Source organism: Amycolatopsis sacchari (assembly GCF_900114035.1).
Lineage (GTDB): Bacteria > Actinomycetota > Actinomycetes > Mycobacteriales > Pseudonocardiaceae > Amycolatopsis_E > Amycolatopsis_E sacchari.
Map to the genome: position 1 here is coordinate 26,544 of NZ_FORP01000005.1, position 15,550 is coordinate 42,093.

Here is a 15,550-nt window from a genome sequence, read left to right on the forward strand (position 1 = left end):
TCAGATCTCGATCGGCTCGAGCCGCGAGAGGATCTCCTCGCGCCGGTTCTCGAACTGCTCGGGGAGCTGGAAGCGCTTTCCCAGCTCCTGTGGCGACTCGTCGCACGTCCAGCCGCCGTTCTCGTGGGTGACCGCCAGCTCGAACAACGCGCCGCCCGGCGTGCGGACGTACACGCTCATGAAGTACTTGCGGTCCTTCAGCTCCGAGATGTCGGTGTAGCCGCGGCCCTCGATGTCGAACTTGACCTCGGCCTGGTTCCCGAGCGTGTCGACGTTCCACGCGAAGTGGTGGTAGGTGCCCGCGCCGTAGCTCCAGGTGCCCTGGTCGTCCTTGCGGTTGACCGTGAGTTCGAGGTGGTTGCCGTACTTCGCGTTGCCGATCTGCAGCGCCGCCACGTCGCCCTCTTCGGTCAGTCGGCCCTGCGAGAAGAACGACTCGTCCGCGAACTCCACCATCCGGTCCGGCGTCGCGACGTGCACGCCGACCCCGTGGATGCCGTGGATCGCGCACTCCGGCGGCACGCCGTAACCCGGGTGTCCCACGCGCTCGTCCCCGCTGTTGCCGACGAACACGTACTCGATGCCCGACGGGTGCCGGAACGCCAGGCGCCGCTGGCCGAACCGCTCGAAGTTGGTCACCTCGACGTCGTGCTCGGTCAGGCGCCGGTACCAGTAGTCCATCGAGTCGTGCGGGATCGACAGCAGCACCTCGCGGGCCTGGTTGGTGCCGCGCTTGCCGTAGAACCCGGCCTGCGCCCACGGGAACGTCGTGACCACGCTGGAGGGGTCGCCGTTCGCGTTGGAGTAGTACAGGTGGTAGATCGGCAGCGAGCCGTCGAACAACACGGTCCGCTTGATGAAGCGCAGGCCGAGGACCTTCACGTGGAAGTCCACGTCCTCCTGCGCCCCGCCCACGGACAGCGTCACGTGGTGTGAACCCTCGACGTATGCCATGACGTGCCTCCACGGTGAGGAACTGCGGTTGTCCCGCTAGAGCCTGTATTGAGGTGGTTTGCGTGGCGGTGCGGGTAGCGGAACCTGAGGCGGCTCCTCGCTCCGGGATCGCCTCCTCATGACCGCCAGGTCACCACGGAGGCGCTGTCCTCGCGAGGCACCGCCTCAGAACCCGCGGCGGTGCCGGTTGACGGCCCACAGCAAGCGGCTCCGCCACTTCGAAACACAACCTAGGCGCGGCCGCGGCGGTGGTCATCTCGCGCGGGCGCAGGGCTCTGTCGGATGCGCGCAGGATTGGTTACCGTGGGGTTCGCCGAGCGGTGGAGGTGACGATGACGTCGCTGACCGAACAGATCCCCGCTGCCGACCTCGTCGGCCGCGGTGGGACGAAGGTCGCTTTCGGGTCGTGGACCGATGCCGTGCGCCGCAGCGTGCTGAGCTTCCGGTTCGACTGCGACCGGCCGCGCGCGTTCGCCGGCACGATCCGCAACCGCTCGCTGGGCGGGGTCAACTTCGTGGACATGGCCTGTGAGCGCCACGCCGCCTACCGCGACCGCACGACGATTTCCCCGGCGGAGCCCGGGTTCTACGTGATGACCCTGCAGCTGGCCGGTGAGCTGCGGCTCGCGCAGCAGGACCGGGTGGCGGTGCTGAAACCCGGGTTGTTCGCGTTGTACGACTCGGCGGAGCCCGCCGCGCTGACCGCGAGCGACGGTTACCGGTCGACGTGCATCCGGTTCCCCAAGGCGTGGCTGGGCCCGCACCAGCCGACCGGCATCACGGCGACGGCGTTCGAGTGCGAGCCCGGACTGCCCGCGGCGGTGTGGGGGATGCTGATCAGCCTCAACCGCAACCTGGAGGGGCTGGGCGCGCACGGTCCCGCGGCGGTGCGGACGGTGATGGACCTGGTGACCACCATGCTGCGGACCGAGCTGGGCAGGCGCGAGCCGGAGCGGCGGGACGTGCTGCTGGCCGAGATCGGCGCGTACATCGAGCGGCACCTCGGCGATCCGGAGCTGGACCCCACCCGGATCGCGGCGGCGCACTTCGTCTCACCGCGGCAGCTGCACGTGTTGTTCGAGCGCACCGGCACGACGGTCGCGGCGGCGATCCGCGAGCGGCGGCTCGAACGCTGCCGCCGCGATCTCGCCGACCCGGCGCTGGCCGAAGTGCCCGTCGCCGCGATCGCCGCCCGCTGGGGCTTCCGCGGCGCGTCGCACTTCGGCCAGGTGTTCAAACGGGAAACCGGTAGGACGCCCGCTCAGTACCGGCGCGCCGCGCTGGCTCGCCTGCCGCGCTAGGCGGAGCCTGTCGTCGACCAGGGCCCCACGGGTCTGCGCTAACCTGTAAGGCAGCCAAGCAGCCTTACACCTCTGGGCAGGGGATTTCATGGCACCACCAGGCCGTTCGGGCCCGTCCGGCACGGTTCAGGCCACTCCCATCGCCCGGCTGCCGGTCGCCGAAGCTGTGGTCAACGCGATCAGGCAGGACATCGAGAGCGGGGCCTACGCGGTCGGGGACAAGCTGCAGTCCGAGGCGACGCTCGCCGCCCAGTACGGCGTCAGCCGCCCGGTCGTGCGTGAGGCGCTCCGGGCCTGTGCCGCACTCGGCCTCACCGAAACGAAAACCGGCAGGGGAACGTTCGTGGTCGCATCGTCGGTCGCCGGCGGGCTCCGGTTCGGGAAGTACTCGCTGCGCGACCTCGTGGAAGCGCGGCCTCACGTCGAAATCCCCGCCGCCGGCCTTGCTGCGCAACGCCGGTCAGCGGACGACCTCCGGCAGCTCGGGGCGCTCGTCACCGCGATGGCGGCGGAAACCGGTACGGAAACCTGGGTCCGGCACGACGCGGATTTCCACGTGGCGATCGCTCGTGCCAGCGGCAACAAGGTTTTCGAAAGCATCGTCGTCGAGATGAGGGACGCGCTGGCCCGCCAGTCCGGAGCGCTGAGCGTGGTGCCGGACCGGCAACGCCGCTCGGACGAGGAACACCGCCGGATACTCGAAGCGATCCAACGCGGGGACGCCCGCGACGCCACTGCCGCCATGGCAGACCACCTGTCCGCCGTCGATGCCGCGCTCGACACGATCCTCAAGAGGAAGTAACGCCTTCGATGGCCTCTCCCAGCACCACGTCGGCGTCCTCCGGGCAGCTGCGTACGCCGCGCCACGTGCCCGTCGCCGAGACGACACGCGGTGGATTGGTCGAATGCGTCCACTACGGCTCGGCGGTCGCGACCTCCCCGGACGGCACGCCCTCTCTGGTGATCGGCGACCCGGAAGCGCCCGTGTACCCGCGTTCGTCCCTGAAACCGTTGCAGGCGGTGGCGATGGTCCGCGCCGGGCTGTCCCTGCCGGCCGACCTCCTCGCGCTCAGCGCGTCGAGCCATTCGGGTGCCGCGGAGCACCAGGACGGCGCCGCCCGGATCCTCGCCAGGTACGGACTGGACGAGTCGGCGTTGGAGAACACCCCGGACCTGCCCTACGGTGCGGCCGAACGAGAGCGGTGGCTCAGCTCGGGCCACCCGCCGACCCGGCTCGCGCAGAACTGCTCGGGCAAACACGCCGCCATGGCCGCCACCTGCGTCGTCAACGGCTGGCCGGTGGCCGGTTACCTCGATCCCGCGCACCCGCTCCAGCGGCTCGTCGAGGACACCCTCACCGAACTCGTGGGAGAAGAGCCGTTCGCGGTCAGCACGGACGGATGCGGCACCCCGCTCTTCGCCTACTCGCTCACCGCGATGGCTCGCGCCTACGGGCGCTTGGCCGCGGCGGCCGCGGACACCCCCGAGGGCGCCGTCGCCGCTGCGATGCGGGCGCACCCCGGGATGGTCGCGGGCGACCGGCGCGACGTCACCGTCCTCATGCGTGCCGTGCCCGGGCTGCTGGCCAAGGACGGAGCCGAAGCCGTCCAGGTCGTGGGGCTGCCCGACGGGCGCGGCGTGGCCGTCAAGATCGCCGACGGGGGCGACCGGGCGCGGATGCCGGTCACCGTCCGCGTGTTGCGAGAACTGGGTTTCGGCGCGCGATCTCTCGACGGGCTGGCCACCAGCCCTGTGCTCGGCGGGGGACGGCCGGTGGGACTCGTGCGTGCGGCAGAGGCCTGACTCACCTCCTGCGGACCAGCTCGCCTGCCGCGCTGATCGCGTCCTCGAAGGGCTCGTCCAGCACCGGTAGCAGCACGACGGACTCGCTGCCCGCCTCGTGCAGGGCGTCGACGGCGGCGGCGCAGCGTTCGAGCGGACCGCTGATCGTGAGCCGGTCGATCCACTCGTCACGCAGTTCGTCCGTCCGGCCCGCGCGCATGAGGTCGAGGAGTTCCCCGCCGAACGGCAGCGGGCGCAGGTGCGGTTCGGTGCTGGGCGTGAGCGCCGCGACGAGGTCCTTGCGGACGCGTACCCTGGCGCGGTCGGCGTCCTCGTCGAGGGCGAACCAGTTGTAGGTGACGATGGTGTGCTCCTCGCCGACGATCTCGCGCGTGGCGCGCACGTACTCCGGCGCCGCGGGCTCGGCGAGGATCGTGCCGTCGGCGCGTTTCCCGCCTACGGCAAGGGATTTCGGGCCGCGGACCCCCACCAGCAACGGCGGCGCGACCGCGGGCGGGAACTCCAGCCGCACGTCGTCGAGGCGCACGTGCCTGCCGTCCATCGAGACCCGCTCGCCCGCCAGCAGGCGCCGCACGGCGGTGAGGGTCTCGTCGAGCGCGGCCAGCGGGGACGACGGGTACGCGCCGATCTGCTTCATCCACGCGGGAACGCCGTGCCCGAAGCCGGGGAGCAGCCGCCCGGGGTGCAGCTCGGCGAGTGCGGCCAGCTCCATCGCCGCGATCGCCGGGTTGCGGGCGACCGTGGGCAGCACCCCGATGCCGACGGCGATGGACTCGGTCGCCGCGAGGACCGTGGCGGCGGTGGCGATCGCCCCGGCGTAGAAGCAGTCCTCGACGACCCACACCTCGTCGAGCCCGGCCCGCTCCGCCCGCCGCGCCAGGTCGACGAGCCGGGCGGGCGGGGCCTCCCGCGGGATGCGAATGCCGAGACGGGTCACGAGGTCCTCCTGGAGTGGTAGTTCACGCGGGCACGAGCCCGTCGCCGGGACCGGTGGTCCACGCGACGACCTCGCTGCCCCGTTCGACGAACGTGCCGGGGGCGGGCCGCTGCCTCAGCACGGGACGGTCCTCCGGCTCCGGCTCGATGACCTTCACCACCAGCCCCGCGCGCAGCCCGGCAGCGAAGGCCTTGGCGACGTGCAGGCCCAGCAGACCGGGCACCTCCACCAGTCCGCCCCCACGAGCCTGCTCGGCCTTCGCCCTGCCCCGTGCCATCACCCCGACGCTAGCAGGGCGCGCCAGGCATTTTGCGAAACCGGCAAAGATATTTGTCAAGGTCCTCCCGCCTCCGGATAGTGCGCGGTGGAAGGGAGTGACAGGCATGGAAGACAAGTACGACGTGGTGGTCATCGGCGGGGGAGCGGCCGGGCTGGCCGGGGCGCTGGCGCTCACCAGGGCGCGGCGCTCGGTGCTCGTGGTGGATTCGGGCGAACCGCGCAACGCCCCCGCCGGGCACATCCACAACTACCTCGGCCGCGAGGGCACGCCGCCCCGCGAACTGCTCACCATCGGCCGGGAGGAGGTCGCCGGGTACGGCGGCGAGTTCGCCGACGCGAAGGTGACCGCGGCGGAAGCGTTGTCGCACAACCACTTCCGCGTCACGCTCGACACCGGGCAGGCGGTGGTGGCACGCCGTCTGCTGATCACGACGGGGCTCGTCGACGAACTGCCCGCGATCCCCGGCGTCGCCGAGCGGTTCGGCAACGACGTGCTGCACTGCCCGTACTGCCACGGCTGGGAAGTCCGGGACCAGGCGATCGGCGTCATCGCGTCCGGGCCGGCCGCGGTGCACCAGGCGTTGCTGTGGCGGCAGTGGACGCGGGACCTGGTGCTGTTCCGGCACACCGCGGGCGACTTCGGTGACGAAGCCCGCGAGCAGCTGGCCGCGCGTGACATCCGCGTGGTCGAGGGCGAGGTCGCCGCGGTCGAGACCAGCGATGACCGCCTGACCGGCGTCCGGCTGGCGACCGGTGAGGTCGTGCCGCGGCAGGCTGTCGTCGTCGGAACGCACATGACGGCCCGCTCGGAGCTGCTCGTCTCGCTGGGCCTGGAAACCGCGGAGCAGTCGGTCTTCGGCCAGGTCATGGGCACCTACGTCCCCGCGGACCCGACCGGGAAGACCGCCGTGCCGGGCGTGTGGGTGGCGGGCAACGTCACCAACCTCGGGGCGCAGGTGATCGTGGCGGCCGGGGCCGGCCTCGGCGCGGGAGCGGCGATCAACAACGACCTGATGGTGGAGGACACCACCCGCGCGGTGGAGCAGCGCGCGGCCGCGGCGGTCGAACGGCAGGTCTCCGAGCTCGTCCTCGGCGACCGACGGCACGGGATGTGATGGCGGTGCACGACGACCAGCACTCCTGGGACGAGTGGTACCGCTCCGCCGACACGATCTGGAGCGGCCGCCCCAACCCGCAGCTCGTCGCCGAGGCGGCCGGGCTGCCGCCCGGCACGGCGCTGGACGCGGGCTGCGGCGAAGGCGGGGACGCGCTGTGGCTCGCACGGCACGGCTGGCGGGTCACGGGCGCCGACATCGCGCCCGTCGCGCTCGAACGCGCCGCCGCCCAGGCGAAGGTCGAGGGCCTCGACGTCGAGTGGGTGCACGCCGACCTGACCACGTGGACCCCGCCGTCGCCGTACGACCTGGTCACCACCCATTACCTGCACCTGCCGGGGGACGCGCTGGAGCGGGCGCTCACCCGGCTCGCCGCGGCGGTGGCGCCCGGCGGGACGCTGCTCGTGGTGGGGCACGACCACGAGCACATCGCCCGGCACCACCCCGACGTCGCGGACAGGTACTTCTCACCCGAGTCGGTCGCGGCCCGGCTCGGCGACGGCTGGGAGATCCAGGTCGCCGAGACGAGACCCCGCACCACCACCGATCCGAGTGGGGAGGAGGTGACGGTGGGCGACGCCGTGCTCCGGGCACGGCGGGCGGACTGAGGAAAATCACCCCTTGCGGGAGTATCCGGGCGACGACCGGGAAGCCTGCGGTCACTTCACCGCCCGGACTCCCCAGGAGGATTTCGATGACCTCGTCAGTCAACGCCCGTACCCGGGCCCCCTCGCAGGTCGCCGCGGCCGTCGTGGGCGTGGTGTTCCTGCTCGTGGGCATCCTGGGGTTCATCCCCGGCGTGACCACGAACTACGACACGATGACGTTCGCGAGCCACCACTCGATGGCGATGCTGCTCGGCGTGTTCGCCGTGTCGGTCCTGCACAACATCGTGCACCTGCTGTTCGGGATCGCGGGCCTCGCGCTGGCCCGCACACCCGGCGGCGCCAGGAACTACCTCGTCGTCGGCGGGGTGATCTACCTGGTCCTGTGGATCTACGGCCTGGTGATCGACCACGACAGCGCCGCGAACTTCGTGCCGGTCAACACCGCCGACAACTGGCTGCACCTCGGCCTGGCCGTCGGGATGATCCTGCTCGGCCTGCTGCTGTCCCCACGACGGGCGGCCACCCGGGCCTGACGTGGCACAAGCGCCCGCTCCGGCCGGAGCGGGCGCAACCGCGTTCAGCGGTCCGTCCACTTCGGACTACGCAACGGGCCGTCGCTACCGGGCGGGCTCCCAGCCCGCCGCCGCGGGGTCGCCCACCGGGGGCCGCCGCTGGAACGGCACGGACTCCCAGCGCCGCACCCCGGCGCCCTGGCTGTAGGACAGGTGCCCGCCGAGCGCGCCGCCCGCCGACACGGCGAGCAGGCCCGCGAGGCTCCAGACCCGGTTCGCCGTCCGGTCCCGCGACCGCCACGCGGCGAGGTAGCAGGTGGCGCCCACGGCGTTGCCGAGCGCGTGCAGCGCGCCGGTCCGCCGCTGCGTGGTGTCGAGCCCCGAGTAGTCGGCCAGTCCCAGCAGGACGGTCGGCGGGGTGGCCGCGAGCCCGAGCGCCTGCAGCCGCCGCGCCGTCTGCGGCTGGCCGAACCCGAAGTCGAACACGGCGGCGCTGACCCACGCGCCGATGGGCAGCGTCACGAGCAGCGGGTGCACGGGGTGACCGAGCCACGAGCCCCGCAGCGCGCCGTCGACCCGGGAGTTGCGCAGCAGCTTGCGGAGCCCCTTGGCGACGGCGCCGGCGGGCCGGTCCACCACGCGGGCCCGCTCGGCGGCACTGAGCAGTCGATGCAGGTTCATCGCCTCGAAGTACCCGCCCGCCCGCGTGGTGAATCCCCTCAGCGGTGCGGCAGCGCCACCGTCAGCGAGTACAGCCGGGTGATCTGGGCGGCGTTCTGGTTGTCGTCGCTCACCAGCAGCAGCCGCAGCCGGCCGCCCGGCGCGGTGCCGAGGACGGCCATGCCCTCGATGTTGTCCAGCAGCGGGTTGAGCTGCGGCTGCTTGGCGGTCGCGCCGAGCGACGGGCAGTCCTCCAGGTCGGCCAGCGGCGTCTTGCGCACCAGCCGCACGTCCTGCCCGGACAGCTCGTCCACGCGGCTGACGTCCGTGGCGCCCCGCGGGTCGGCGAGGTAGAGGCGGATGGTGTTGCCGACACCGCTGGTGAACCCGCGCTCCAGCACGAGCAGCCGCCCGTCGCCGGTGGCGGTCACCTCGGCGACGCCCAGGCCGACATCGACGCGGTAGGCGTACTGGGCGGCGAGCGCGAACTCGCCCCTGGTGCGCTGCCACGTCTGGAAGCGCACCAGGTCGGCCTGGTCGCCGGACAGCGGCTGCTCCATCGACGCCACCAGCGTCCGGCCGCCGGGCTGCAGCGTCAGCCCTTCGAACGTCGCGTTCGAGGTGGCGCGCCCGGCCGGGGCCACGCGCAGCGCGTCCGGCACCGGGAGGCGGCCCAGCAGCCTGCCGTCGGGGGCGTACCGGCGCACCGACGGCTCGGTCTCGGACGTGACCAGACGGGTGCCGTCACGGTCGACGACCAGGCCCTCGGAGTCCAGCGGCTGCCCGTTCTCGTCGGCGAGCGGCACGACGCTCTCCGGCTGCCGCGTCCGGCGGTCGAGCGTGAACAGCGCGGACCGGTCGGACAACGCGGCGAGGTCGCCGTCGCGGTCGACCGCGAGCGCGGACAGGTTGCCGACGAACGTGCCGTCGAAGGTCGTCTTGTCGAGTGCGTCGGAGAACGAGTCGATGTCCACCCAGCGCGAGCAGGAGTGCGCCGGCGTGGCGGCGGCGGCCTGCGGCGCGGCGAGGCCGCACGCCAGCAGCGCGCCGACGGCCAGTGACACAGCGGTACGGGAAGCCATGCCGCGGAATCTAGCGGCCCCCGGCGAACACGGGCCGAACGCGAGCCGACGGATTCAGACCGAGAGCCGGTTGTTGCCGTCGTGGTCCCGATCGGGCACCGCCGGGTCGTCGGTCCACCGGCCGCCCTCGGACAGGTAGCGGAACGACACGACACTGCCCTCCGGCAACGTCACCGAGGCGGACTTGCGCCCGTTGGACCGGCGGCGCAGGACGTGGCTGCCCGGCCGCCAGTCGTTGAAGCAGCCCACGACGCTCGTCGTCCCCGGCGGCTGGTCCTTCTCCAGCGAGAAGGTCACCCGGACCTTGCCGAACGGCAGCCTCTTCAGCGTGATCATGTGGTCCTTCCCGGCAGCACGACGCGGAGCGCACACCTTAATGCCTCCGCGCCCGCCGCGACAGCCTCTCACCCGAACCGGGGTTCGTTTCCGCGCGCGTGGGAAGCAGGGAGAACGGGTAGGGTCACAACCCCGAAAGGAGTGGCGATGAGCGGTGGCCTCGGCACGCTTTTCCCGGGGGACAGTGGGATGGCGGCCAGGATGCGGGACCACGCCTGGGAGTCCTCGCCGCTGGGACCTCCCGCGCGCTGGCCCACGAGCCTGCGCACGGCCGTGCGCATCTGCCTCACCTCGCGGTTCCCCATGGTCCTGTGGTGGGGCGAGGAGCTGCGGGTGTTCTACAACGACGCCTACGCGGCGCTGCTCGGCGCGAAGCACCCTGCGCTGGACCAGCCCGGTGAGCGGGTGTGGCACGAGATCTGGCACATCATCGGCCCGATGCTGCGCGGCGTGCTCGACACGGGCGAGGCCACCTGGTCCGAGGACCTCCTGCTGCCGATGAACCGGCACGGCTACCTGGAGGAGGCGTATTTCACCTACTCCTACAGCCCGCTGCACGACGACGACGGCACGGTGCGGGGTGTGTTCACCGCGGTCAGCGAGACCACCGGGCGGGTGATCGGGGAACGGCGCCTCGGCACGCTGCGGGACCTGGCGGCGCGGGCGGGCGGGGCCAGGACCGTGCCCGAGGCGTGCGCGCAGGTCGCCGACGTGCTGTCCGGCGCCACCGAGGACGTGCCGTTCGCCGAGATCCACCTGCGCGGCCCGGACGAGCGGCTGGAGCGGGCGGCGGTGAGCCCGGCGCCGGTGCGGCCACCGGAAGGCTGGCCGCTGGCGGAAGTGCTCGAGGACGGGGAGGCACGCGTCGTCACCGACGTCGCCGCCCGCTTCGGCGAGCTGCCGTCCGGCGGCTGGGCGCGGCCGCCCGCCGAGGCGGTGGTGCTGCCGCTGCCGGGGGAGACCGGCGCCGGCACGGTGGGCGTCATGGTGCTCGCGGCGAGCGCCCGGCGCCGGCTCGACGAGTCCTACCGCACCTTCCTCGGCCTCGTCGCGCAGCAGACCGCCGCGATGGTCAACTCGGCGGTGGCCTACCAGGAGCAGCAGCGGCGTGCCGAGGAGCTGGCCGCGCTCGACGAAGCCAAGACGCGCTTCTTCGCCAACGTCAGCCACGAGTTCCGCACCCCGCTGACCCTCATCCTCGGCCCGGCGAACGAGCTGCGTGAGCGGCTCACCGACGAGGACCTCCGCGAGGAGGTCGAGGTGCTGCACCGCAACGGGCTGCGGCTGGGCAGGCTCGTGAACAACCTCCTCGACTTCTCCCGCATCGAGGCGGGCCGGATGCAGGCCCGGTACGAGCCGGTCGACCTGGCGCGCGAGACCGCCGAGCTGGCGAGCCTGTTCCGGGCGGCGGTGGAGAAGGCGGGCCTGGAGTTCGAGGTCGACTGCCGCCCGCTGTCCTCGCCCGTGTACGCCGACCGCGCCATGTGGGAGAAGGTCGTCCTCAACCTGCTGTCCAACGCCGTGAAGTACACCTTCGACGGCGCGATCCGGGTGGCGGTGCGCGAGGAGGCGGGCGAGGCCGTGGTGACGGTCTCGGACACCGGCGTCGGCATCGCCGCGAACGAGCTGCCCCGGCTGTTCGAGCGGTTCCACCGGATCCCCACCGCGCGGGCGCGCTCGAACGAGGGCAGCGGCATCGGGCTGGCGCTCGTGCGGGAACTGGTCCACCTGCACGGCGGCACGATCACCGCCGAGAGCGAACCCGGGGTGGGCACGACGTTCACCATCCGGCTGCGGCCGGGCTCGGCGCACCTGCCGGGCAACCAGGTGGTGACCACGCCGCAGGCCGAGCTCTCCCCGCAGTCGGCGGAGGCGTTCGTCCAGGAGGCGCTGCGCTGGCTGCCCGGCGAGACCTCGGGAGACCGTGAGCCCCTGGACGAGCCCGCCGGGCAGGACAGCAGGCACGCGCGGGTCCTCGTCGCGGACGACAACGCCGACATGCGCGAGTACCTGGTCCGCCTGCTGCGGCCGCACTACCGGGTGCGGGCCGTGGGCGACGGCGCGGCCGCGCTCGCCGCGGTCCGCGCCGATCCGCCGGACCTGCTCGTCAGCGACGTGATGATGCCGGGGATCGACGGGCTGGGGCTGCTCGCGGCGCTGCGTGCCGACCCGCGCACGGCGGGGGTGCCGGTGCTGCTGCTGTCCGCGCGTGCCGGGCAGGAGGCCGCGATCGAGGGGCTCGCCGCCGGCGCCGACGACTACCTGGTCAAGCCGTTCTCCGCCCGCGAGCTGCTCGCGCGCGTCCGGTCCACTGTGGAGCTGGCGCGGGTGCGCGGGCAGCACGCGCGCTGGCGCTCCGCGTTGATCGACTCGTTGCAGGAGGGGTTCTTCGTCGCCGACGAGGAGGGCACCGTCGTCGAGGTGAACGCGGCGTTCGGCGAACTGCTCGGCTACGGGCCCGAAGGCGTGCCCTACCCCGTCGAGCAGCCGTGGTGGCCCGACGCGGAGCAGGACCCCGGCGGGCACGCCGAAGTGCGCGGCACGCTGGAGCGGATGCTCGCCGAGCCCTCGGGCAGCGCCGTGCTGCCGCTGCGGCACCGCGACGGGCACCGCGTGTGGACCGCGGTGAACTACAACGCGGTCCACGACGAGCAGTCCCGCCGCCGCGTGGTGGGCACCGTCCGCGACGTGACGGCCGAGCGGTACGCCGTCCAGCGGGAAAGCGCTCTCTCGGCGCTGAGCCAGCGCCTGGCGGGCGCGGCGGCCGAACCCGAGGTCGTGCAGCAGGCGCTGGAGTTCCTCCGCGCGCAGTGGGGTGCGCGGCGGGTGCTGGCGGTCACCTGGCGCACCGGCGCCGCGCCCTCCGCGGTGTCCACAGAGGACGGTACCGCGTCGTGGGACGACCTGCCGGGGCCGCTGCGCAAGACGGTCGAGGACCTGCGTGCGCTGCCTCCGCTGCACCCCGGGCACGCCACCGGACCGAAGGCGGCCCCCGGCGTGGGCACCACGGTGGACCACCCCGACGGGCAGCTGGCGATCTGGCTGGAACCCGACCCGGCGCGGCCGCTGGGTGAGCAGGACGAGACCTTGTTCGCGCTGCTGTGCGGCACGCTCGCGCAGGCACTGCGCCGCGCGTACGGCTCCGACCAGCAGCGGGCGGTCGCGCTCGCGTTGCAGCGCTCGGTGCTGGGCCCGGCGAAGCTGCCCGCCGGGTACGCCGTGCGCTACGAGCCCGCCACGCCGCCGCTGGAGGTGGGCGGCGACTGGTACGACGTCGTGCCGCTGCCCGACGGGCGCACCGGCATCGTCGTCGGCGACTGCGTGGGCCGGGGCCTGCCCGCGGCCGCGGTCATGGGGCAGCTGCGCAGCGCGTGCCGGGCCCTGCTGCTGGAGGACGGCGGGCCGCGCCACACGCTCACCGCGCTCGACCGGTTCGCCGACCAGCTGCCCGGCGCGTCCTGCACGACGGTGTTCTGCGGGGTGCTCGACCCGGAGGCCGGCACGCTCACCTACAGCAGCGCCGGGCACCTGCCGGGCATCCTCGTCGACGCGACGGGTGCCGTGCGGTGCCTGGAGGAGGCGGGCGGGGTGCCGCTCGCGGTCGGCATCGGGCGGCCGCGGCGCGAGGCGACGGCCGTCGTGCCGCCGGGCGCGGTGCTGCTGCTGTACACCGACGGGCTGGTCGAGCGCCGCCGCCAGTCGCTCGACGAGGGCATCGACCGGGCCGGGGAGATCGCGAAGGCGGGGCGCTCCGCGGAGCTCGAAGACCTGGCGTCGCGGCTGATGAGCGAACTGCGGCCGGAATGCGGCTACGACGACGACGTCGCGCTGCTGCTGTACCGCAGGCCCGTGCCGGACTACGCGCAGACCTTCCCCGCCGAGCCGGAAAGCCTCGCGCTGATGCGTGCCGCCTTGCGGGAGTGGTGCGCCCGCAGCGGGCTGGACCCGCACCTGGTGCAGGACGTGGTCGTGGCCGTGGGCGAGGCGTGCACGAACTCGGTCGAGCACGCCTACCCGGACTCGGCCCGCGAGGTCGGGCTCAGCGCGAAGGTGGACGACGGCCTGCTGACCGTCGTCGTCACCGACAGCGGCCGGTGGCGGATCCCGCCGCCGGACAACCACGTGCTGCGCGGCCGCGGCCTCGACCTGATGCGGGCGCTGGCCAGCGCGGTCACCGTCGACACTTCCGAGGACGGCACGACCGTGACCCTGCAGTGGAGGACCAGGTAAATGCCCACCGCTTTCACGACTTCGCTGAGCGAAGCCCCCGACGGCGGCCGAGTGCTCACCCTCACCGGGGAGATCGACCTGACCAACGCGGAGGAGTTCCGCGCCGCGCTCGCCGCGGCCGTGCGGGGGACCGGTTCGGTCACGGTGGACCTGACCCGGATCGACTACCTGGACAGCTCGGCGCTGTCGACGTTGTTCGCCTGCACCGAGGACCACGACGTGCGGATCGTCGCGCCGTCGCTGCTGTCCAGGGTGCTGCGCGTGTCGGGGCTGACCGAGGTCGCCACGGTGACCATTGTGGACTGATCAGCCGTGCCTGCTCCGGCCGGGGACCTTGATGTCGTAGTGGGCGATCTTGCGGTAGATCGTCGCGCGGCTCATGCCCAGCAGTGACGCCGCCTTGGCGACGCTCGCGCCCGGCTGGGTCAGGCAGCGCACGATCTCGTCGCGCTCGACGGCCTCCATCCGCGTCAGCCGCCGCGTGCCGCCGGTGAACACCTCCGGCGCGAGGTGGCGCGTGTCGATCACGTCCGCGCGGGTCGCCGCCTGCCGCACGACGTCCCGCAGCTGCCGCACGTTCCCCGGCCACTGGTACGCCTGCAAGGCGCGCATCGCCGCCGGGGTGAACCGCGACCGCCCCGCGAAGGACCGCGCCAGCGGTTCCACGTCGTCCGGCCGGTACCGCAACGCGGGCACTTCGACGACGGTGTCGGCGAGTTCGCCCAGCACGTCCGGGATCGCCGCCGGGTCCTCGGCGGTCAGCGTGAACGGCGCCGGCACCGCCGCGGGCACTGCGGACAGCGCGGCCGCCAGCTCCTCCGCCGCGGACACCGGCAGCGCGTCGACCCCGGAGATGATCACACACGTGTCGGGCTTGCCGAGTTCGGGCGTCCACAGCGCCAGCCACGCGTCGGCGTCCTGCGGCGCGGGCGGGCGCGCGTTGAGCACCCGCTCCCGCGGCCGCACCGCGCGCCGGGCCGCCGACGCGAGCGCCGTCTTGCCCACGCCCGGTTCCCCGCTCACCACCACGACCCTGCCCCGCGCGATCGCGCCCTCCGCCTCGGCGAGCGCGTCCTGCCACGCCCCGGACAGCCGCGGCTCGGGCAGCCGGTCGCTGTAGACGCGGAACACCTCGCCACGCGGGGCGGGCCGGGCGGCGTGCCCGGAACCCCGCGCCATCATCAGCGCCGCGGTGTTGCCCGCCGCGGCCTGCGCGACCGCGAGCAGCAGTTCCTTCGACGACTGCGACCACGTGGTCAGGTTGACGCTGCCCAGCAACGCACCCGTCGCGGGGTCGAGCACGGGGGCCGCGGCACACGTGTAACCCCACAGCCCGGAGCAGTAGTGCTGCTCGGCGCTGACGAGGGACGGCGCGCGGTCGGCGAGGGCGAGCCCGAGGCCGTTGGTGCCCGCGTTGCGCTCGGCGTAGGAGAACCCCGGCGCGAGGTGCACGCGGTCCAGTGAGCGCAGGATCGTGCTGTCGCCGCACAACCGGCTGAGCACGAAGCCCTCGCTGTCGGTGAGCATGAGGCTCACCGGCTCGTTGGCGAGCGTCGCGTGCAGGCCGCGCAGCACCTCGCTGCCGCACTCGTAGAACAGCGAGCCCTCGTCGACCGTGCCGGTGAACACGGGCTGCACCTCGTCGGGCGGGACGCCGTAACGCTCGCTGCGCTGCCAGGACGCGCGCAGCCTCGCCGGAACCGCCACGGGGCGTTCGTGAGCCACTTCCCGCA

Annotated in this window: 15 protein-coding genes; 8 read left to right on the forward strand and 7 right to left on the reverse strand. The window is 73.1% G+C overall.

Annotation, left to right across the window (positions count from 1 at the left end; all coding sequences use genetic code 11):
* Positions 1–954 carry a VOC family protein gene (locus tag BMZ92_RS10475; RefSeq protein ID WP_091505695.1) on the reverse strand — a complete coding sequence of 318 codons (954 nt, stop codon included), beginning with the start codon at positions 952–954 and terminating at the stop codon, positions 1–3.
* 332 nt (positions 955–1,286) lie between these two features.
* Here BMZ92_RS10475 and BMZ92_RS10480 point away from each other — a divergent pair, with 332 nt between their 5' ends.
* The 3 genes from BMZ92_RS10480 (at position 1,287) to BMZ92_RS10490 (ending at position 4,058) form a co-directional block, all read left to right on the forward strand.
* Complete coding sequence (locus tag BMZ92_RS10480; RefSeq protein ID WP_091506182.1) at positions 1,287–2,255, forward strand: AraC-like ligand-binding domain-containing protein; 969 nt, start codon at positions 1,287–1,289, stop codon at positions 2,253–2,255.
* Between the two features lie 88 nt (positions 2,256–2,343).
* Entirely contained in the window at positions 2,344–3,057 is a 714-nt protein-coding gene (locus BMZ92_RS10485; protein ID WP_091505696.1) for a FadR/GntR family transcriptional regulator, read from the forward strand.
* An 8-nt stretch (positions 3,058–3,065) separates the two neighbouring features.
* Positions 3,066–4,058: an asparaginase gene (locus BMZ92_RS10490; protein ID WP_091505698.1), complete on the forward strand. Its 993-nt coding sequence runs from the start codon at positions 3,066–3,068 to the stop codon at positions 4,056–4,058.
* Between the two features lies 1 nt (position 4,059).
* On the opposite strand, the gene BMZ92_RS10495 is transcribed toward BMZ92_RS10490, so the two are convergent.
* Together BMZ92_RS10495 and BMZ92_RS10500 are read right to left on the reverse strand one after the other, a co-directional pair.
* A complete protein-coding gene (locus BMZ92_RS10495; protein ID WP_091505699.1) occupies positions 4,060–4,995 on the reverse strand; it encodes an LLM class flavin-dependent oxidoreductase in 936 nt (311 codons plus the stop codon).
* A gap of 22 nt (positions 4,996–5,017) precedes the next feature.
* Positions 5,018–5,272 carry a PASTA domain-containing protein gene (locus tag BMZ92_RS10500; RefSeq protein ID WP_143249841.1) on the reverse strand — a complete coding sequence of 85 codons (255 nt, stop codon included), beginning with the start codon at positions 5,270–5,272 and terminating at the stop codon, positions 5,018–5,020.
* Between the two features lie 106 nt (positions 5,273–5,378).
* Between BMZ92_RS10500 and BMZ92_RS10505 the strand changes: the two genes are divergently transcribed.
* From BMZ92_RS10505 to BMZ92_RS10515, 3 genes are all read left to right on the forward strand, one after another.
* Positions 5,379–6,389 (forward strand): NAD(P)/FAD-dependent oxidoreductase, encoded by a 1,011-nt coding sequence (locus tag BMZ92_RS10505; protein WP_091505703.1) that lies wholly within the window; start codon positions 5,379–5,381, stop codon positions 6,387–6,389.
* Positions 6,389–6,997 carry a class I SAM-dependent methyltransferase gene (locus BMZ92_RS10510; RefSeq protein WP_091505705.1) on the forward strand — a complete coding sequence of 203 codons (609 nt, stop codon included), beginning with the start codon at positions 6,389–6,391 and terminating at the stop codon, positions 6,995–6,997. Before BMZ92_RS10505 ends, BMZ92_RS10510 begins: the two co-directional genes overlap by 1 nt.
* A gap of 86 nt (positions 6,998–7,083) precedes the next feature.
* Positions 7,084–7,530, forward strand: a complete 447-nt coding sequence (locus tag BMZ92_RS10515; protein WP_091505707.1) for a DUF4383 domain-containing protein — start codon at positions 7,084–7,086, stop codon at positions 7,528–7,530.
* Between the two features lie 84 nt (positions 7,531–7,614).
* On the opposite strand, the gene BMZ92_RS10520 is transcribed toward BMZ92_RS10515, so the two are convergent.
* Genes BMZ92_RS10520 through BMZ92_RS10530 form a run of 3 tightly spaced genes read right to left on the reverse strand, consistent with a single transcriptional unit; the run spans position 7,615 to position 9,587 of the window.
* Positions 7,615–8,190, reverse strand: coding sequence for a DUF2231 domain-containing protein (locus BMZ92_RS10520; protein ID WP_091505708.1), 576 nt, complete (start codon positions 8,188–8,190; stop codon positions 7,615–7,617).
* Between the two features lie 38 nt (positions 8,191–8,228).
* Positions 8,229–9,251, reverse strand: coding sequence for an esterase-like activity of phytase family protein (locus BMZ92_RS10525; protein ID WP_091505710.1), 1,023 nt, complete (start codon positions 9,249–9,251; stop codon positions 8,229–8,231).
* A 54-nt stretch (positions 9,252–9,305) separates the two neighbouring features.
* Complete coding sequence (locus BMZ92_RS10530; protein ID WP_091505712.1) at positions 9,306–9,587, reverse strand: isoamylase early set domain-containing protein; 282 nt, start codon at positions 9,585–9,587, stop codon at positions 9,306–9,308.
* Between the two features lie 147 nt (positions 9,588–9,734).
* On the opposite strand from BMZ92_RS10530, the gene BMZ92_RS10535 reads away from it, so the two are divergent.
* Together BMZ92_RS10535 and BMZ92_RS10540 are read left to right on the forward strand one after the other, a co-directional pair.
* The gene (locus BMZ92_RS10535; protein ID WP_091505713.1) at positions 9,735–13,817 is read left to right on the forward strand and encodes a SpoIIE family protein phosphatase; all 4,083 of its coding nucleotides are present in this window, start codon (positions 9,735–9,737) and stop codon (positions 13,815–13,817) included.
* Positions 13,818–14,123, forward strand: a complete 306-nt coding sequence (locus BMZ92_RS10540) for an STAS domain-containing protein (protein ID WP_091505715.1) — start codon at positions 13,818–13,820, stop codon at positions 14,121–14,123.
* On the opposite strand, the gene BMZ92_RS10545 is transcribed toward BMZ92_RS10540, so the two are convergent.
* Positions 14,124–15,542: an AAA-type ATPase lid domain-containing protein gene (locus BMZ92_RS10545; RefSeq protein WP_091505717.1), complete on the reverse strand. Its 1,419-nt coding sequence runs from the start codon at positions 15,540–15,542 to the stop codon at positions 14,124–14,126.
* Between the last annotated feature and the right edge of the window lie 8 nt (positions 15,543–15,550).